The 18,645-nt window shown below is 71.1% G+C and carries 18 protein-coding genes; 14 read left to right on the plus strand and 4 right to left on the minus strand.

The genetic code is table 11. The features are described from left to right. Positions 1-31 precede the first annotated feature (31 nt). Both OHS58_RS35190 and OHS58_RS35195 read right to left on the minus strand, forming a co-directional pair. Positions 32-997 carry a Gfo/Idh/MocA family protein gene (locus OHS58_RS35190; protein WP_328645340.1) on the minus strand — a complete coding sequence of 322 codons (966 nt, stop codon included), beginning with the start codon at positions 995-997 and terminating at the stop codon, positions 32-34. Beyond that, the gene (locus tag OHS58_RS35195) at positions 994-1,590 is read right to left on the minus strand and encodes a TIGR03086 family metal-binding protein (RefSeq protein WP_328645341.1); all 597 of its coding nucleotides are present in this window, start codon (positions 1,588-1,590) and stop codon (positions 994-996) included. The genes OHS58_RS35190 and OHS58_RS35195 overlap by 4 nt, the downstream gene beginning before the upstream one ends. A 52-nt stretch (positions 1,591-1,642) precedes the next feature. Here OHS58_RS35195 and OHS58_RS35200 point away from each other — a divergent pair, with 52 nt between their 5' ends. Continuing rightward, positions 1,643-2,056, plus strand: a complete 414-nt coding sequence (locus OHS58_RS35200) for a MarR family winged helix-turn-helix transcriptional regulator (protein WP_326945107.1) — start codon at positions 1,643-1,645, stop codon at positions 2,054-2,056. Between the two features lie 223 nt (positions 2,057-2,279). Further along, positions 2,280-3,419, plus strand: coding sequence for a tRNA dihydrouridine synthase DusB (gene dusB / locus OHS58_RS35205; RefSeq protein WP_328645342.1), 1,140 nt, complete (start codon positions 2,280-2,282; stop codon positions 3,417-3,419). Between the two features lie 11 nt (positions 3,420-3,430). Here the strand turns inward: dusB and OHS58_RS35210 are convergent, their stop codons facing one another. After that, positions 3,431-4,138 (minus strand): hypothetical protein, encoded by a 708-nt coding sequence (locus OHS58_RS35210; RefSeq protein WP_328645343.1) that lies wholly within the window; start codon positions 4,136-4,138, stop codon positions 3,431-3,433. After that, the gene (locus OHS58_RS35215; RefSeq protein ID WP_328645344.1) at positions 4,135-4,485 is read right to left on the minus strand and encodes a hypothetical protein; all 351 of its coding nucleotides are present in this window, start codon (positions 4,483-4,485) and stop codon (positions 4,135-4,137) included. Before OHS58_RS35215 ends, OHS58_RS35210 begins: the two co-directional genes overlap by 4 nt. Positions 4,486-4,629: 144 nt before the next feature. Here OHS58_RS35215 and OHS58_RS35220 point away from each other — a divergent pair, with 144 nt between their 5' ends. The 12 genes from OHS58_RS35220 to phoU all read left to right on the plus strand — a co-directional run bounded on the left by OHS58_RS35220 (position 4,630) and on the right by phoU (position 18,612). Beyond that, positions 4,630-5,289: a VC0807 family protein gene (locus OHS58_RS35220; RefSeq protein ID WP_326945111.1), complete on the plus strand. Its 660-nt coding sequence runs from the start codon at positions 4,630-4,632 to the stop codon at positions 5,287-5,289. Between the two features lie 32 nt (positions 5,290-5,321). Further along, positions 5,322-6,014: a GntR family transcriptional regulator gene (locus OHS58_RS35225; RefSeq protein ID WP_328645345.1), complete on the plus strand. Its 693-nt coding sequence runs from the start codon at positions 5,322-5,324 to the stop codon at positions 6,012-6,014. Then, on the plus strand, positions 6,011-7,012 hold the full coding sequence (locus OHS58_RS35230; RefSeq protein WP_326945113.1) for an ADP-ribosylglycohydrolase family protein: 1,002 nt from the start codon (positions 6,011-6,013) through the stop codon (positions 7,010-7,012). Before OHS58_RS35225 ends, OHS58_RS35230 begins: the two co-directional genes overlap by 4 nt. Then, entirely contained in the window at positions 7,009-7,887 is an 879-nt protein-coding gene (locus OHS58_RS35235) for a PfkB family carbohydrate kinase (RefSeq protein ID WP_247059088.1), read from the plus strand. The genes OHS58_RS35230 and OHS58_RS35235 overlap by 4 nt, the downstream gene beginning before the upstream one ends. After that, positions 7,884-9,320, plus strand: a complete 1,437-nt coding sequence (locus OHS58_RS35240) for a purine-cytosine permease family protein (protein ID WP_328645346.1) — start codon at positions 7,884-7,886, stop codon at positions 9,318-9,320. The genes OHS58_RS35235 and OHS58_RS35240 overlap by 4 nt, the downstream gene beginning before the upstream one ends. Continuing rightward, a complete protein-coding gene (locus OHS58_RS35245) occupies positions 9,317-9,844 on the plus strand; it encodes a cysteine hydrolase family protein (protein WP_328645347.1) in 528 nt (175 codons plus the stop codon). Before OHS58_RS35240 ends, OHS58_RS35245 begins: the two co-directional genes overlap by 4 nt. A gap of 9 nt (positions 9,845-9,853) precedes the next feature. After that, positions 9,854-13,024, plus strand: a complete 3,171-nt coding sequence (locus OHS58_RS35250) for an NACHT domain-containing protein (protein WP_328645348.1) — start codon at positions 9,854-9,856, stop codon at positions 13,022-13,024. Continuing rightward, positions 13,021-13,854: an alpha/beta fold hydrolase gene (locus OHS58_RS35255; RefSeq protein WP_326945118.1), complete on the plus strand. Its 834-nt coding sequence runs from the start codon at positions 13,021-13,023 to the stop codon at positions 13,852-13,854. Before OHS58_RS35250 ends, OHS58_RS35255 begins: the two co-directional genes overlap by 4 nt. Before the next feature lie 82 nt (positions 13,855-13,936). Continuing rightward, positions 13,937-14,500 (plus strand): isopentenyl-diphosphate Delta-isomerase, encoded by a 564-nt coding sequence (idi, locus tag OHS58_RS35260; RefSeq protein WP_328645349.1) that lies wholly within the window; start codon positions 13,937-13,939, stop codon positions 14,498-14,500. Positions 14,501-14,620: 120 nt separating this feature from the next. Continuing rightward, positions 14,621-15,325: a GGDEF domain-containing protein gene (locus OHS58_RS35265; RefSeq protein ID WP_326945120.1), complete on the plus strand. Its 705-nt coding sequence runs from the start codon at positions 14,621-14,623 to the stop codon at positions 15,323-15,325. A 1,083-nt stretch (positions 15,326-16,408) separates the two neighbouring features. Continuing rightward, positions 16,409-17,863 (plus strand): LCP family protein, encoded by a 1,455-nt coding sequence (locus tag OHS58_RS35270; protein ID WP_328649910.1) that lies wholly within the window; start codon positions 16,409-16,411, stop codon positions 17,861-17,863. An 83-nt stretch (positions 17,864-17,946) separates the two neighbouring features. After that, positions 17,947-18,612, plus strand: a complete 666-nt coding sequence (phoU, locus tag OHS58_RS35275; protein ID WP_247059100.1) for a phosphate signaling complex protein PhoU — start codon at positions 17,947-17,949, stop codon at positions 18,610-18,612. The last annotated feature ends 33 nt before the right edge of the window (positions 18,613-18,645 follow it).

Here is an 18,645-nt window from a genome sequence, read left to right on the forward strand (position 1 = left end):
CTGCGGATCCGTAGCACTACTCAAACCCCGGTCACGTCCTGGTCGCGGCCACCACCCGGTCCATCGTGGTCATGATCGAGACGGTCTCGTCGAGCGGCATGTGCGGGCTCTCGGTCTCGCCCGCGGCCAGCCGCAGCGCCACCTCGTCGGCTTGGTGCCGCAGGCCGCGGCCCTCGTCGACGTACTCGAAGCGGCTCCGGTCGCCTTCGCGCGGGATGAGCGTGAACGACGCGGGCGCGTAGAACGGGCCCTCGATCTCGATCCGCGCGTCCGTGCCGACGATCGTCGCCGAGGTCGGCGAGACCGCACGCAACGTGCAGCTCAGCACGGCCTGCGCGCCACCGGCGTAGCCGAACAGCATCGACGTCTGCGCGTCGACGCCGGTGAACGCGGGCGCGACCATGCTGAGGACGCGGTCGGGCGCGCCGAGGATCATCGACGCGAACGAAACCGGGTAGATCCCCAGGTCCAGCAGGGCGCCGCCGCCCAGTTCCGGCGCGAACAGCCGGAAGGCCGGGTCCTCGGCGAACCACTGGCCGTGGTCGGCGGTGACCGTGACGACGTCGCCGAGCCGCGGCAGCAGCTCCCGGACGTGCCGGATGTGCGGCAGGAAGCGCGTCCACATCGCCTCCATCAGGAAGAGGCCGCGCTCCCGGGCCAGTGCGACGAGGTCCCGCGCCTCCTCGGCGTTCATCGTGAACGGCTTCTCGACGAGCACGGGCTTGCCGGCTTCGAGCGCGAGCCGCGCGTTGCCGTGGTGCAGCGGGTGCGGCGTCGCGACGTAGACGACATCGATGTCAGGATCGTTCGCGAGGGCTTCGTAGCTGCTGTGCCGGGTTTCGACGCCGAGCCGGTCGGCGAAGGCGGCCGCGCTCCCGGCCGTGCGCGACCCGACGGCGGCGACAACGCCGGAGCCCGTCAGCTCCAGGTCTTCCGCGAAAGCGCTCGCGATCCCGCCGGTGCCCATGATTCCCCAGCGCAGGGGTGTGGTCGTCATGCCACCGACTCTAGGTCCTCCGGCCACTTCGGCGAACGTCCGAGCAGCGCGACGACGCGGTCCAAACCGGACAGCTCGCCCGCGTCGACGGCCGGTCCGAAGGCCGCACCGGGCGCGAGCCGGGACTGTCCACCCGGGACGGACGCGGTGATGCGCAGCGCGGCGTCGAGGACGTCCTGGTCGAAGCGGACCGGCAGGCCGAGCGTGCGCGCAACGTCCCAGGAGTGCACGACGTAGTCGACGAAGTGGAAGCCGAGCACCTGCTCCGGGCGGAAGGTGACCTCGGTGCTGAACTCCGGCAACGGGATCTCCTCGCGGTCGATGGCCGCGAAGGCGTCCAGGACCTGCTCCACGGAGTCGCGGTAGGTGGCGACCGGGTCGTCGCCGAGGGAGACGAGCTTCCAGCGGCCGAGGTCGCCGTCACCGCTCGCCGCGGCGGCGAACCCGAGGTTCTGGGTGGTCATGTGGGCCACGAGGCCGTAGAGGGTCCAGGCCGCGCACGGCGTCGGCCTGGCGAAGTCGGCCGGCGTGCTGCGGGCGACGAGATCGAGGCTGGTCCGGGTGGCGACGGCGTCGAGTTCATTGATAAGCATTCGCCTATCGTCTACGCACGCTTATCATCTGTCAAGCGGCTAGGGTCAGCGCATGGCGGAGCGACCGGATCTCGCGGCGATGCTCGGCGGACTGGTGCGCAGCCTGGTCGCGCTGGAGACACCGGTGCTCGAGGAGCACCGCCTGAGCATGTGGGGTTACGTCGTGCTCAGCGCGCTCGACGACAGCCCGGTGCGCACCCAGGCGGCGCTCGCCCAGGCGATCGGCGCCGACAAGACGCGGATCATCGGCACGCTCGACGAGCTGCAGGACGCGGGGCTGATCAGCCGCGAGCCGGACCCGGCCGACCGCCGCGTCCGCCTGCTGGCGATCACCGAGGCGGGCCGGGAGCGGCGGCGGGCCGCGCAGAACCGGATCCAGGCCAAGGAAGAACGCTTGCTGGCGCGGCTGCCCGCGGCCGACCGGGCGGCGTTCCTCCGCGCGGCGCAGGCGCTCGCGGCGGAGTAGCGCGTCAGGGCTTGCGGGTGACGACGCCGGCGATGAACCGCGTCCGGTCGTTCTCTTCGAGCAGCGCCCGCCCGTGCGCGACGACGACCGGTACCGCCGGTTCTCCAGTGCGAGGTCCGCGACCTCGGGCATCATCGCACCCAGCGTAGTGGCACCGCTCTGCCGTGTGAAGGCGCGCGACGCTTCCGGCCCCTGGTCGACGTGACCGACACCACAAGCGACAATGGAGGACGTGACCGCCACCCTGAGCAAGCCCGCCCTGAAGATCGGCCCGTACGAGGTCGATCCGCCGGTCGTGCTCGCACCCATGGCCGGGATCACCAACGTCGCCTTCCGGCAGCTGTGCGCCGAGTACGGCGCGGGGATCTACGTGTGCGAGATGATCACCGCGCGGGCCGTCGTCGAACGGCACCCCGGGACCATGCACATGATGACCTTCGGCGAGCACGAAAAGCCCCGGTCCATGCAGCTCTACGGCGTCGACCCGAAGACCATGGCCGAAGCCGTCCGGATCATCGTCGGCGAGGGTCTCGCCGACCACATCGACTCCAACTTCGGCTGCCCGGTCGCGAAGGTGACGCGCAAGGGCGGCGGAGCGGCGCTGCCGTTCAAGCGGAAGCTGTTCGCCGACATCGTGCGCGAGTCCGCGGCCGCCGCCGGCGACGTCCCCTTCACCGTGAAGTTCCGCGTCGGCATCGACGACGACCACCTGACCTACCTCGACGCCGGCCGCATCGCGGAAGCCGAAGGCGCGGCGGCCGTCAGCCTGCACGCGCGCACCGCGGCCCAGCGCTACTCGGGCCAGGCCGACTGGACGAAGATCGCGGCGCTGAAGGAAGCCGTCACCACCATCCCGGTGCTGGGCAACGGCGACATCTTCTCCGCCGCCGACGCCCTGCGCATGGTCGCGGAAACGGGTTGCGACGGCGTCGTCGTCGGCCGCGGCTGCCTGGGCCGCCCGTGGCTGTTCGGCGAGCTGGAGGCGGCCTTCGCCGGCCGCCCGTTGCCGACCCCGCCGACGCTGGGCGAGGTCTCGCGAGTCCTGCGCCGCCACGCCGAGCTGCTCATCCAGCACGACGGCGAGACCAAGGCCCTGCGCGACCTGCGCAAGCACATGGCCTGGTACTTCATGAACTTCCCGGTCGGCGCGGAACTGCGCCGCGGGTTCGCGATGGTGTCGGGCTTACCGGAACTGGACGACCTGATCGGCAAGCTGGACCACGACGCCCCGTTCCCAGCGAACGCCGACGGCCCGCGTGGGCGTCAGGGTTCGCCGGGCAAGGTGACGCTCCCCCACGGCTGGCTGAACGACCCGGACGACGACTGCGTCCCGGAAACGGAAGACATGCACTCCGGCGGCTGAGTCAGAAGCACTCAGCTCCTGACGAGCGCGGAAAGCAGCGCCGCCACGTCGAGGTTCTGGCCGGCCCGGATCTCCACGACCTGATCCCCTCGGCGCAGTTGCAACGCGGCGTGGCGAGTCCGTGCCAGCCAGCTCGTCACCAGCTGAACCAGAACTTCGAGGTCGGGATCCGGCAGGTCGGCGATGCGGAGCCGTGTTCCCACCCGCGAGGTGCGCCACCGTTCGGGCGCTTCGTCACCGAGTTCGATCATCAGTCCGAACAGGTCACTGCTGTCCGTTCCGGCCAGGGCAACGATCTCGATGTCGGGTCCGGCGAGCGGGGAACCGAGCGCCGCGCGGCCGCCCTCAGTCACCTGCAACCCGGTTTCCGTTTCCGCCACGAGTCCGTCTCGCACCAGCTGATCGACGACTCCGCTCGTGGTCGGACCGCTGCTCCCGACTCGCACCGCCACGCGAGCGCGGGTAGGCGCCACGCCCGCATCTTCAAGCTCGACGATCGCGCGAAGGAACCCCTCCGGCATTCGGAGCAACGACGGGAACCTCACGCCACCGCCCCCCGCGTCCATGACGATCGATCTCACGGCGGGTGCGTGATCCGGCGCCGCCGAGGCGACCTGGCGCACCCACTCCGGGGTGGTCCGGCCCAGCTTTTCGTCCAGCACGAGCCGCAGCTGCGCTGCCGCCACGTGCTCCGCGGTGATGTCCGGAGACCCGGTCATCCGCCCTGCGTCCCTTCTGCCGGTTCGGGAAGATCGTCGAGCAGCTTGTCCAGTACACGCCCCTGGAAGACGTCGAGCAACAGGCACTCGTCGCGCTGAGCCAGCTCGGACTGCGCGAGCTTGGCCAGCAGCTTCAGACCGACGACCCGTTTGGCCGGCTGGTCGTCGAGAGCGAGTTCCGACGCCCATACGAAGCGCCGCCACCACTCTTCGCGGCGAGCGGCGAGCTCACGCTGCTCGGTGGCCCGGTCGTTGCCGCGGACCGAGAAGCGGACTCCCACCACGGCCGCACCTGCGGTCAGCACACCGGCGAGCAGGGACAGGCCGGCCTGCACCCAGGGATTCACTGTCACCTGCCGTCGTCGAAGCCGTGGGCTCGAATGCTAGCGAGTCAACGGCTTCGGAGACACCGGCGAACCATGACATCTGTCAGCCCGAAGTCGTGGCGGACGGCATCCTTCCCCAGCCCTCCGCCGCGACAAGCTCTTCCCATGACGAACTCCAGCGCTCCCGCCTCGCTCCTCAAGACGCTCGCCGTCGAGATCGCTCTGCCGACCGGCGTTTACTACGGGCTCCACTCGCTCGGTGCCAGTGTCTTCCTGTCGCTCGCCCTCAGCGGGGTCGTTCCCCTGGCGCGGACGCTCTACCAGTTCGCCAAGGACCGGACGCTCAACGGTCTCGCGCTGGTCGTGCTGGTGACCAACGTCGTCGGGATGCTGCTGACCTTCGTCGCCGGGGACGCGCGGATGATGATCGCCAAGGACTCGATCGGCAGCGGGATCACCGGGCTCGTCATCCTGATCTCCGCGTTCGGCGCGCAGCCGATCATGACCAAGGCGCTGCGCCCGTTCCTCACCCACGGCAAGGCCGACCACGAAGGCGCCTGGGAGCGCCTCACCGGCAACCGCCGGTTCGAGACCGTCCTGCGTCGCGCCAGCTTCGTCTGGGGTATCGGCTTCATGCTGGAGAGCGCGGCTCGGATTGTCGGTGCCTTCACGCTGCCCGTCGAGACCATGGTGTGGCTGAGCACCGTCCTGTTCATCGGCTCCTTCGCGCTGATCATGGTCGTGGCCGGGGCGATGAGCGCCGAGGCCGGCGAGATGGTCGCGAACGAGGCCAAGACGGACGACCGCGCGCTCGTCGCCGCTTGACCTGCGGAAACCACGGGTGTACAGGTGTGTACATGTACACCAAGCGGGAGCAACTGGTCGGCGATCTCTCCGACCTGATCCGGTCCGGGCGGCTGGCCCACGGCGATCGGCTGCCCGGCGAGAACCAGCTCGCGCTGCAGTACCAGGTCAGCCGCGGCACCGTCCGCAGCGCGCTCTCCGAACTGCAGCAGCTCGAGCTCATCTCCACCCAGGCCGGCGTCGGCTCGTTCGTCACCTTCGACGGCGTCCAGCTCGACCAGCGGCTCGGCTGGGCCCGCGCGCTCGCCGACGCCGGGGCGCCCGTCACCACCGAGCTGCTCGGCATCGAAGCCGTCGAAGACCAAACCCTGCAAGAGGAATTCGGACTGGACGGCTACGTCGCCGTCCGGCGGGTGCGGCGGGAACACGGGCGCGGGATCTCCCTCGAGACGGCGACCGTGCCCGCGATCGGGCCGCTGGCCGAACTCCCCGGGACCGGTCTCCGGGACGACTCCCTGACCAAGACGCTCGAAGCCGCCGGGCTGGTCTCCACCGGCGGGGACCAGTGGATCAGCACCGAACGGCTCGACGCCTGCGCCGCCGGACTCCTCGGCCGCGCCATCGGTGAGCTCTTCCTCCGCGCCGAGCGCACCTCGGTCGACGTCGAGGGCCGGCTCGTCGAACGCGTCGTCAGCCTCCTGGACCCCGACCGGTTCCAGTTCCACCTCACCTTCGGACACCGGTGACCGCGCGGGACCGGGCGCTCGGCGCGTTCACCGGGCTCGCCGTCGGCGACGCGCTGGGGATGCCGACGCAGTCCATGTCCCGCGCCGCCATCGCCGCCGCCTACGGGCCGGTCACCGGGCTGCTCACGGCCGTCGCCGAGCAGCCGGTCGCGCCGTCGATGCCCGCCGGTTCGATCACCGACGACACCGAGCAGGCCATCCTGCTGGCCCGGCTGCTCATCGACGGCCGCGGCACCGTCGACCCGCGGGTCTTCGCCGACGCCCTGCTGATCTGGGAGGCGGACATGGTCCGCCGCGGCTCCGCGGACCTCCTCGGCCCGTCGACGAAACGCGCGCTCTCCCGCCTCCAGGACGGCGTCCCGGCCGACGAAGCCGGCCGCACCGGGACCACCAACGGCGCCGCCATGCGCGTCACGCCGGTCGGCATCGCGACGCCGTCGGGGAACCTGCACGCCCTGGTCGACGCGGTCGTCGCGACCGCGCGCGTCACCCACAACACCAGCCTCGGCATCGCCGCCGCGGCGGCGGTCGCGGCCGCCGTCTCCGCCGGGGTCGACGGCGCGAGCCTGCCCGAAGCGCTCGACGCCGGCGAGCGCGCGGCCGTCGTCGGCGGGGAACGCGGGCACTGGGCGGCCGGCGGCGAGATCGCCGCCCGGATCCACTGGGCGCGCGGCTGGGTGCGGGGCATGACGCACGACGCCGTCGCCGACGCGGTCGCCGAGGTGATCGGGACGTCGGTGGCGTCGCAGGAGTCCGTCGTGGCCGCTTTCGCGCTGGCCGAAGCCATGGGTGACGACCCCGCCGCGGCGCTGCGCCTGGCCGCCGGGCTGGGCGGCGACACCGACACCGTCGCGGCGATCTGCGGGGCCATGCTCGGCGCCGCGCACGGCGTCGACGCCATCCCGGCGGACCTCGCCGAGACCGTCCGCGCCGTGAACCACCTCGACCTCGGCCCGCTGGTGGACGAGCTCCTCACCCTGAGACGGCGCGCGCGGTGACCGGGCGGCTGGTGCACACCGGACAGGTCGTGATCGACCTGGTCATGGCGGTGCCCACGCTGCCACCGCCGGGCGGCGACGTCCTGGCGTCCTCGACGAACTTGCTGCCAGGCGGCGGTTTCAACGTCATGTCCGCGGCCGCGCGGTCCGGCGCCCGGGTGCTGTACGCGGGCAGCCACGGCACCGGCGCCTTCGGCGACCTCGCCCGCGAAGCCCTTGCGCACGAAGGCATCCAGGTGGCCCACGAACCGACGCCGGACCTGGACACCGGCGTCGTCGTCGCGCTCGTCGACGCGACCGGTGAGCGCACCTTCGCGACCGGCACCGGCGCCGAAGGACGGCTGTACCCAGCACTCCTCGATCATGTCCACCCAAAGAGTGACGACGTCGTCTACGTCACCGGGTACAGTCTGTTGCACGAGATCAATCGAACTGCTCTCTTCGCTTGGCTGCCTCATCTGCCCGGCTCGAGGATTCTGTTCGACCCCGGCCCACTCATCGCCGAGCTTGATCTTGGAGCCCTCCGTGACACACTGTCCATAGTAGACATTCTCAGCTGCAACGCGTGCGAAGCCGAGGTCCTCGGCGAGCTGCCCTCGGTCGCCGTCGTCCGTGACGGCGCGAAGGGTTGCCGCGTCCACGAAAACGGCCGGACCGCGGAGGTCCCGGGCTTCCCCGTGGACGCCGTGGACACCAACGGCGCGGGCGACACGCATTGCGGCGTGCTGGCCGCGGAGCTGTTGCGCGGCAGTACCCTCCTCGACGCCGCCGTGCGCGCCAACGCGGCGGCCGCGCTTTCGGTGACCCGCCGGGGTCCGGCCACCGCGCCGGACCGGGCGGCGATCGACCGCCTACTGACCAGGAACGAGCCATGACCACGACCGAACGCAAGCTCAAGGTGGAGACCAACGGCCTCGACGTGATCGACGACGCCGAGCGCCGCGGCAGCCCGCGCGGGCTGTTCTGGCCGTGGTTCGGCGCGAACGTCTCGGTGCTCGGGCTGAGCTACGGCTCGTTCACGCTCGCGTTCGGCATCTCGTTCTGGCAGGCGCTGGTCGCGGGCGTCGTCGGGATCGTCTTCTCGTTCCTGCTGTGCGGGTTCGTCGCGATCGCGGGCAAACGCGGGTCCGCGCCGACGATGCTGCTCTCGCGCGCGGCCTTCGGCGTCCGCGGCAACCGGCTGCCGTCGGCGATCTCGTGGATCCTCACCGTGGGCTGGGAAACCGTGCTCACGGCGCTGGCGACACTGGCCACGGGAACCGTCGTCAAACGGCTCGGCTGGGGTGACGGCACGGCGGCGAGCGTGATCGCGCTGGTCGTGGTCGCGGTGCTGATCGTCGGCGCCGGCGTGCTCGGGTTCGACGCCATCATGAAGCTGCAGACGTGGATCACCTGGATCACCGGCGTGCTCACGATCGTCTACGTGATCCTCGTGGCGGGTGACGTCCACTGGGACGCGGTCAGCGCGCTGCCGTCCGGCTCCGCGCAGCAGTGGATCGGCGCGCTGGTGTTCCTGATGACCGGCTTCGGCCTCGGCTGGGTCAACGCGGCCGCGGACTACTCGCGTTACTTGCCACGCTCGGCGTCCGGCCGCGGCGTGATCGGCTGGACGACGTTCGGTGCGTCGGTCGCACCCCTGGTGCTGCTGGTGTTCGGGCTGCTGCTGGCCGGGTCGTCGACGGACCTGAGCAAAGCGATCGGCCTCGACCCGATCGGCGCGCTGACGACGTTGCTGCCGCTGTGGTTCCTGGTGCCGTTCGCGATCGTCGCGGTGCTGGGGCTGGTCGGCGGCGCGGTGCTGGACATCTACTCCTCCGGACTGGCGCTGCTCTCGGCCGGTGTGCGCGTGCCGCGGCCGATCGCGGCGCTCGTCGACGGCGTGCTCATGGTGCTCGGCACGGTCTACATCGTCTTCTTCAGCGACGGCTTCCTCGGGCAGTTCCAGGGCTTCCTGGTCACGCTGGGTGTCCCGGTCGCGGCCTGGTGCGGCGTGATGCTGGCGGACGTCCTGCTGCGCCGCCGCGACTACGCCGAGCAGGACCTGTTCGACCGGGCGGGGCGCTACGGAGACGTCCGGGTCGGCCCGATCGCGCTGGTCGTGGTGGCGACGGCGCTCGGCTGGGGCCTGGTGACGAACACGTCCGCGGGCTGGCTGAACTGGCAGGGTTACCTGCTGGAACCGCTCGGCCTCGGCGGCCGCGACGGCTCGTGGGCGTTCGCCAACCTCGGCGTGCTGGTGGCGCTGGTGCTCGGGTTCGCCGTCACGCTGGCGACAAAACGGCGGATCCGCGCCCAGGAGGCGGCGTGAAGTCGATCCTGGCGGTCATCGACCTGCAGAACATCTTCGCCGACCCGGCGAGCGAGTGGTTCACCCCGCGCTTCGCCGAGGTGGTGCCGCGAATCCACCGCCTGGTGAAGGCGTTCGGCGACGACGTCGTGTTCACCCGGTTCATCGCGCCGGCCCGCCCGGAAGGCGCGTGGAAGCAGTACTACGCGCAATGGCCGTTCGCGTTGCAACCACCGGAGTCGCCGTTGTACCAAGTGATCCCCGAGTTCCAGCCAGCGTCCACTGTGGACGCGACCACGTTCGGCAAGTGGAATCCTCGCCTGGCGACCCGGGTGGGCGGCGCGCGCCTGGTGCTGGCGGGCGTGTCGACGGACTGCTGCGTGTTGTCGACGGCCTTGGCGGCGGCGGACGCGGGCGTCGCGGTCACGGTCGTCTCGGACGCGTGCGCGGGGGTGGACGACGAGAGCCACACGAAGACGCTCGACATCCTGCGCCTGTACGGGCCGCTGGTGAAGGTGGCCACTTCGGAGGAGGTGCTCGGCTAGGCTCGACAGGTGAGCCTCGAAGCCTCGGCGATCGCGTTGACCACGGCGGTCGTGAAGGCCGCGGCGAAGATCTGGCTCGGCGACCGCCCGATCGCCGCCGACGCCACGGCCAAGGTCTTCGACCTGCTGGAGAAGCAGGTCACCGGGCTCAACGACCGCCGCAAGCTGCGGCTGCTGTTCACCAACCTCGAGTCGCGGGTGGCCGACCGCCTCCTGCCGTTCCTCGACGTCGAGTTCCGCGCGCTGCCGGAGCACGAGCGGGCCGCCGCGGTGGACGCCGCGCGCGAGACGTTCGACCGGGCCGCGCTGACCGACGACGACCTGTTCGCGACCGACCTCGACGCCGCGTTCCTGTACCGCTCGCTGCTCCGGACCGTCCCCGGTGTCCCGCGCGAGTTCCTGTTGTCGGCCGACGCGGTGGAGCTGTACCAGCGTGTCCTCCGGGAGTGCTGCGCGTACCTGGTGCAGGTCACGAGCACGCTGCCCCGGTTCCAGCCGGGTGCGCTCGTCGAGATCCTCCAGCGGGAGACGGAGATCCTCGAGACGGTCCGCAATGTGCTGGCCGCGCTCCCCGAACGCCGGCACCCGGACGACTTCGCCGCGGACTTCCGCCGTCAGGTCGTGACGGCGCTCGACCGGATGGCGTTGTTCGGCGCGGGCCTGGCCGACGCGACGCGCCTGTACCCGCTGTCGGTCGCCTACCTGAGCCTGAGTGTCAGCGCCGACCAGGACGGCGTGTCCGGCGACCGGATCGAGCACGTCCTGCCGCACACGTCGCGGATCCTGCTGCGCGGCGAGGCCGGTTCCGGGAAGACGACGCTGCTGCAGTGGCTGGCCGTCCAGTGCGCGAGCCGGAGCCTGCAGGACGTCGAGGGCTGGGCCGGCCTGGAGCCGTTCCTGGTGCGGCTGCGGCGGTTCAGCCGGTCCCGGTTGCCTGCACCGGAACAGTTCCTCGACGAGGTCGGCCGGCACATCGCCGACGAGATGCCCCGCGGCTGGGTGCAGGAGCGCCTGCGCCGCGGCCGGGCCGTGCTGCTCGTCGACGGCCTCGACGAGCTGCCGGACGACCGGCGCCGCGAGGTGCGGGACTGGCTCCGCGAACTCGTCGTCGCGTTCCCGCGGGCCCGGTACGTCGTCACCACCCGCCCGGCCGCCGTGGCTCCCGACTGGCTGCACGGCGAGGGGTTCACCGAGGTCCGGCTCCAGCCGATGACCCCGCGCGACGTCCGGACGTTCGTCACCCGCTGGCACGCGGCCATGCCCGGCGATCCCCTCGACGACCGCCGTGACGCCCTGATCACGGCCATCGGCGCGCGCAGTGCGTTGCGGCGGCTCGCCGAGAACCCGTTGCTGTGCGCGCTGCTCTGCGCGTTGCACCACGAGGGCAACGGGCAGCTGCCGGACAACCGGATGGAGCTGTACGAGGTCGCGTTGCGCATGCTGCTCGACAGCCGCGACGTCGAGCGGCGGATCGAGTCGCCGATCCGGCTCTCGTTGACGGAGAAGCTGGTTCTGTTGCGGCACATAGCTTATTGGCTCGTGCGCAACGGCCACACGGACACCTCGATCGCCGACGCCGAGGCGCGCATCGCGGCGAAGCTGCGGTCGATGGGCCAGATCGACGTCACCCCGCGCACGGTGTTCCGCCACCTCCTCGACCGCGGCGGCGTGCTGCGCGAGCCGGTCCCGGGCCGGATCGACTTCGTGCACCGGACGTTCCAGGAGTACCTGGCGGCCCAGGCGGCCGTCGAAGAGGACGACATCGGCATCCTCATCGCCAACGCGTACTGGGACGAGTGGCGCGAGGTGGTCGTGATGGCGGCGGGCCACGCTCATCCCGCGCAGCGCGAAAGCCTCCTGGACGGGTTGCTCACCTGGGACGCCGACGAGGCGCAGCGGCTGAAGCTCGACTTGGTGGCGCTGGCTTGCCTGGAGACGTCGCCGGAGCTGAACGAGCGGCTGCGCAACGAGATCGAGGACCGCGCGAGCACGCTGATCCCGCCGAAGTCCCACGAGGAGGCGGCGGCGCTGGCGGCGGCCGGCGAGTTCGTCCTCGACCTCCTCGCCACCTGCGCACCCGAGCCCGCCGAGGTCCCGTTCCTGCTGAACGCGGTCGCGCTCGTCGGTGGCGCCGCGGCCCTAGATCTTCTCGCCCGGTACGCCGGGAGCGAGGATCCGAACGTCGCCTCGACGCTGATTGCGGCGTGGGACAAGTTCGATCCCGAGGAGTACGCCGAGCGGGTGCTCGCGGAATCCCCGCTGGTGGACGGTTTTGTCAGCGTCCGCGACCCGGCGATGTCGGCGAACCTGAAGCACCTGCGCCGGCTAGTGGGGCTGCGGTGCGAGTTCGGCGACGGCTACGGCCGGCTGGACTTCGTTCGCGACCTCCCCCGGCTGAAGGTGCTCGGGGTCTCCGACCTCGCCGGGTACGACCTGCCGGCGCTGGCCGGCACGGGCCTCAAGCAGCTCGCGCTGACCGGACCGCCACTCCCGCAGTCGATCGACCTCGCCCCGCTCGCCGAGGTCCGCGGCCTGACTTCGATCGAGGCCCGGATCGAAACCCACGGCTGGGCGGCGCTGGCGGGCCTGCCCCGGCTGAAGGACCTCCAGCTGACCTGGATCGACGACCCGGCGCGCCTGGCCGACCTCACGGCGCTGACCGGCCTGCGATCGCTGTCGCTCGGCAACGTCTTCGGGCTGACCGACCTGACGCCGCTGGCGTTCCTGACCGCGCCGGTTTCCCTCAGCTTCCAGGGTTGTCAGGCGCTCAGGGACGTGTCGCTGCTGCGCCGGTGGGCCGACCGGCTGGGCCGGCTGCGGCTGATCGCCTGCCCGGCCGTCGACCCGGCCCCGATCGGCGAACTGACCGAGCTGCGGTTGCTCGATCTCACCGGCGTCGAGCTGACCGACCTGTCGATGCTGTCCGGGCTGAGCCGGCTGCGGACGCTGCGGCTGCGGGCACTCCGCACGGTGCCCGACCTGGCGCCGCTGGCCGATCTCCACGAACTCGAAGCGCTGCGGGTGACCGGGTCGGGTGTGCTGGACTTGCGGCCGCTCGCCGGGCACTCCGGGCTGCGCGTCGAGGTGAGCACCCACATCGAACTCATCGGAACCGACTCGCTGGGACCTGGCAGTGCCGTCGTCACGCTCAACTCGGCCGAAGTAGATTCGGAACCGTGATCGACCACATCAGCGTCACCACCGAAGCCGGTTCCTTCGACGCCATTGCCGCCGGGCCCGAAGACGGGCGGCCCGTGATGCTGCTGCACGGCTTTCCCGAAGCCGCCGTCGAGTGGGAGCACCAGGTCGCGACCCTCGGGGTACTCGGCTATCGGGCCGTCGCGCCCGATCAGCGGGGGTATTCGCCCGGGGTGCGGCCCGAACCGGCCGCCGACTACCGGATCGATCACCTCGTCGGGGACGTGATCGCGATCGCCGATCGGTTCGGGTGGGGGAAGTTCGACCTCGTCGGGCACGACTGGGGTGGGGCCGTCGCCTGGTGGACCGCCGACGCGCACCCCGAACGGCTGCGCAGCCTGGCCGTGGTCTCGACGCCGCACCCCGCCGCGCTCTCCGCCGCGATGAAGGCCGACGAGGACCAGTACCTGCGGACCCAGTACATGACCGAGTGGCGGCAGACGCGCGTCACCGAGCGGCGGATGCTCGAGAACGACGGCCGGGCGCTGCGGGACATGTTCGAGCGGCGGGTGTCGCCGAGCAAGGTCGACGAGTACATCCGGCGGCTGTCCGAGCCGGGGGCGCTCACCGCCGCGCTCAACTGGTACCGCGCGGGCCGGCCCGGCGGGAAGATCGGCAAGATCGACCTGCCGACGCTCTACATCTGGAGCACCGAGGACGTCTCGTTCGGCTCGACCGCCGCGCTCGACACCGGCAACTGGGTCACCGGGCCCTACCGCTTCGAGATGCTCGAAGACGTCACGCACTGGGCGCCCGAGGAGGCGCCGGAGTCCGTCACGACGCTGCTCGTCGAGCACCTCGACGCGCGGTAGCCGCCCATCACCCTGCCGTGATCACCGCAGCCACCCGCCTCGCGGTACGAGACACCCGCGGCCGTCGTGTCTACTGGGGCGCGTGGATACCGCGACCGAAACCGAGACCGAGCGCGTCGTCTTCGTCACCGAAGACGGCGTGCCCACCGGCGAGACCGGGCCCAAGCTGGCCAGCCACCACGAGCACACCCGGCTGCACCTGGCGTTCTCCTGCTACGTCCTGCGTCGCAGCGACCAGGCCCTGCTGATCACCCAGCGCGCCCACGAGAAGAAGGTCTGGCCCGGAGTCTGGACCAACAGCGTCTGCGGGCACCCCGCGCCGGGCGAGTCTCTCGAGGACGCCGTCCGCCGCCGCGCCGCCTACGAGATCGGGCTGCCGTCGCTGTCCGGCCTGCACTGCGTGCTGCCGAAGTACCGGTACCGGACGCCGCCGTTCGAGGGAATCGTCGAAAACGAGTTCTGCCCGGTGTTCACCGCCTGGACCGATACCGAGCCCGCGCCGAACCCCGCCGAGGTCGACGGCTGGCGCTGGATCTCCTGGAACGACTACACGGAGTTGCTGACCGACAAGACGGCTAATGTGAGTTACTGGGCCAAGGACCAGTTCGCGCAGCTCAAGGACATGAAGCCGTTCTCGGACCTCTGACGCCCCGACTCCGCTGAGTCACCAGCGACCTCCCGTTTGAGCGTAATTCACTTTCGTCCGTACCCACACCTCAAGCGCGGGCACCTCTACGACGACAACCAATGCGTGGTGGAGGTGGGCATGGTCGCCGAGGACGAGGGCGCGCTGCGCCGGCCCGGCGGACCCCGGCCGCCGGACCTGCTCCGCCTCCACGAGGCCGTCGCGAGCCTGCTGGCGACCCAGGGCGACTGGCGCCGCGCCTACCAGCACCTGCGCTCCGCGCTCGACATCGCCCGCGACGGCAGCCTGCGCGACGCGCTGACGTCGAGCTACAACCGTCGCTACCTCGACGAGCGGCTCTACGGCCCGTTCACCGGCCGGCACCCCGCCCGGCCGCGGCCGCCGCTGGCCATCGCGCTGATCGATCTCGACCGCTTCAAGCGCGTCAACGACACGTACGGTCACCTCGTCGGCGACCGCGTCCTCCGCCGGGTGGCCGACCTCCTCCAGGAGGAACTGCCCGAAGACGGCTTCTGCGCCCGGTACGGCGGCGAGGAGTTCGTGCTGTGGCTGCCCGGCGTCGACGTCGGGGCCGCCGTCCGCATCGTCGACGCCGCCCGGGTGCGCGTCGCCCGTCACCCGTGGTCAGAACTCCAGCCGGGACTCCGCGTGACGATCAGCGCCGGGCTCGCCCACGACGGTGCGACCGAGCCGGACGCGGAGCCCAGTCCGGAGCGCCAGCTTCGGTGCGCGGACACCTTGCTTTACGCCGCGAAACGTGCCGGGCGGAACAAAGTCGCCTATCACGACGCGCAAACCACTCGGTTAATAACCCACTCAGAGTAACGTAAACTTCGGATTACCCCGGATTGAGTAAAGGCGTCTTCACCCGTTTGTCGACGCCAAGCGGCCGTTCGTCGACTCAAGGTGAAGAAAATTCCGGGAGGGTGTCGTCACGAACGGGGGGTATCCGTACGATAACGAAAACCTCCGGGGGAACGATCACCTCTGGCGGGGGAAGACGGCCTAGTCGAAGAGCCGCCCTGCGACCGCGCGAAAGGAGACCGAGTGCCGGACGAGCACGACAGCCCGGGAACCGGTCGCCACGTCGATGGTCCAGCGCGACCCCGAAGCGGCAGACGCAGGTCCATGGAGGACCAGGGCGGGATCAGCGTTTCGGACGTCGTCGCCAAGACCACCGGTGTCCGGCCCGTCCCGCCGCGTGATCAGCAGGACCGCACTGACCAGCCGGGACACCGCGCGCACGGGGCCGAGCCGGCCGCCCAGCCTCGGGCCGCGCAGCCGCCCCGGGCGCGGGCGCAGCGACCGGCGCAGCCCTCCTCGGACAACCCGGCACCCGCGGACGCCACGCGGCAACCGGGCCCCCCGCGGCCGCGGCAGCCCCGCCGCTCGACCGCCGCCGCCCCGCAGCCCGAGGCCCCGCTCCAGCGCCGCCCGCCGGCCACGAACCCCGGTCAGCAGCAGACGTCGGCCGCGCAACAGCCGCCCCGCCGGCTCCGCCGCCCGGCGCCCGCTCCGGACGGCGCCGTGCCGCCGCGGCCGGACGCGCCGGCACTCCAGCGCCCCCCGGGGCCCGACGCGTTTCCGGTGAAGCGGCCACCAACTGCCCCACCGAAGCCCGCTGACGGCCCGGCGGCCAAGCGCGCCGCCACGAACGAGTCGTCGGCGCCGGGACGTGTCCGCCCCGCCGGGGAAACCCCGCCCGTGCGGCGCCCGCCGGCCGACTCGCCGGCCGCCAAGCGCGCCGCGGCCAAGGAATCTTCGGCACCGGGCCGCGCCCGGCCCACCGGCGACACCACCGCATTACGGCGTCCGCAGGCCGACGCACCGGCGCAGCGCCCCGCCGCCGCGGCGTCCGACACCACCGCTCTCCGGCACCCGCAGGCCGACGCGCCCGCCGTGGGCGCGGTGCCGTCGCGCGCCGAGCTCGACCCGCTGACCATGACCGACGAGATGGAAGCGATCGACGAGGCGACGCAGTACCGCCGCAAGATCGACCACACCCTCGCCCGGTTCTCGGCCGCGCACGACGAAGGAAACGCCGAAGAGGCGAAGCGACGCGAACGCCGTGAGCGGCTCTCGCCTGCTTCGCTGATCGAAAGCACGCGTACGGCGCTTCAGCGCGTCGTCACCCCGATCGGCGGCGACGAGCCCGAGGTCGACGCCGCCGAGCTGGCCGCGCAGACCCGGCTGCAGGAGAAGAAGCAGCGGAAGAACGAGCGGGTGAGCCGGTTCGGGCGGATCGCCGCGGCCGTCGTCGCGGCGCTCGTCTTCCTCGGCGTCGGCGGCGCGTGGGGCGCCCAGACCTACTTCGACGCGAAGTTCACGCAGATCTCGGCCCTCGACGAGAACTCGTCCGACATCCAGGACGCCGCGGCGCAGGCCAACGACGAGAACTTCCTGATGGTCGGGTCGGACACCCGCGACGGCGCGGCGGCCGAAGAAGGCGTCGGCACGGCGGACAGCACGCCGGGCGCGCGCTCGGACACCGTGATGGTGGCGCACATCCCGGCCGACCGGCAGCGGGTCGTCGTCACGTCGTTCCCGCGCGACCTCGAGATCGACCGCCCCGACTGCCAGCGCTGGGACCCGGCGCAGAACAAGGACACCGACGAGAAGGTCCCCGGCCAGAAGATCGCGAAGCTCAACACCGCGTACGCGGTCGGCGGGCCGCCCTGCATCACGAAGGTGATCCAGCAGATCACCGGGCTGCGGATCAACCACTTCGTCGGGATCGACTTCAACGGCTTCAAGGAGATGGTCGACGCGGTCCACGGCGTCACCGTCCACAACGAGATCCCGATCGACGACACCATCCTCGGCAAGGTGCTGCTGGAGACCGGCGACGTGACGATCTCCGGTGACCAGGCGCTGAACTTCGTCCGCGCGCGGCACGTCAAGGGCGATCCGACGTCCGACTACGGCCGGATCAAGCGGCAGCAGGCGTTCATCGGGGCGCTGCTGAAGAAGGTCATGTCGTCCGACGTCGTCCTCGACCCCGGGAAGCTCAGCGACTTCATCACGGCGTTCGCGAAAGCCACCTTCGGCGACAACCTCGGCGTCAAGCAGATGATGACGCTCGCGCAGTCGATGAAGGGCCTCGACCAGTCGAAGATCTCGTTCCTCACCGTGCCGACGGTCGGGCTGCCCAACAACCGCGGCAACGAGGTCCTCGTCCGCAGCAAGGCGAAGGCGTTGTTCGACGCGCTGCGCACCAACACCGCGCTGCCCGACCCGAACGCGCCGATCCCGCAGAGCGAGCAGCCGCCGCCCAGCAGCTCGTCGAAGTCGTCGTCGTCCAAGACCACGTCGAAGACGTCGAGCGGCAGCAAGAAGACGAGCAGCACGAGCAGCACGGGCTGACGCGCGAGGATCGTTAGTCCGGGTTCACGTGCGGTTCACCCGGCGATGCGGTATCGGACCACGGTTGGCCGTAGGGTTGGGCCATGCGTGAGGCCTACCATGTCGAACTCGAACAGCTCGCCGACAACCTGGCGGCCATGTCGCTCCAGGTCGCCGACGCCATGGAGCGCGCCACGCGGTCGCTCCTGGAGGTCGACCTCAGTCTCGCCGAGCAGGTGATCAGCGACGACGCGAAGGTCGACGACGCCCGCGCTCTGTGCGAGGAGCAGGCGTACGCCCTCCTCGCGCTGCAGGCGCCCGTGGCGACCGATCTGCGGACCGTGCTCGCGGCGATCCACGCCGCGGAAAGCCTGGAGCGGATGGGCGATCTGGCCCTGCACGTCGCGAAGGCGGCGCGGCGGCGGCACCCCGAACCGGTGCTGCCCGATGCTGTGAGGCCGTACTTCGCCGAGATGGGCGAGGTCGCGGTCAAGCTGGCCCGGCAGACCGAGGTGGTCATCAAGACGAAGGACGTCGAGGCGGCGAAGTCGCTGGAGTCCGACGACGACCAGGTGGACGACATCCACCGCCACCTGTTCACCGTTCTGATGGACCGCGAGTGGCCCCACGGTGTCGCGGCCGCGGTCGACGTCACCCTACTGGGCCGCTTCTACGAGCGCTACGCCGACCACGCGGTGTCGGTCGCGAAGCGGATGATCTTCGTGGTCACCGGAAAGATGCCGGGTTACGGTTCCGACGACGACATCTGAGCCTCGTTCGACAGGAAAGCCCCCGGCCGGCGC

Origin of the sequence: Amycolatopsis sp. NBC_00348 (assembly GCF_036114655.1) — a bacterium.
Classification (GTDB): Bacteria; Actinomycetota; Actinomycetes; order Mycobacteriales; family Pseudonocardiaceae; genus Amycolatopsis.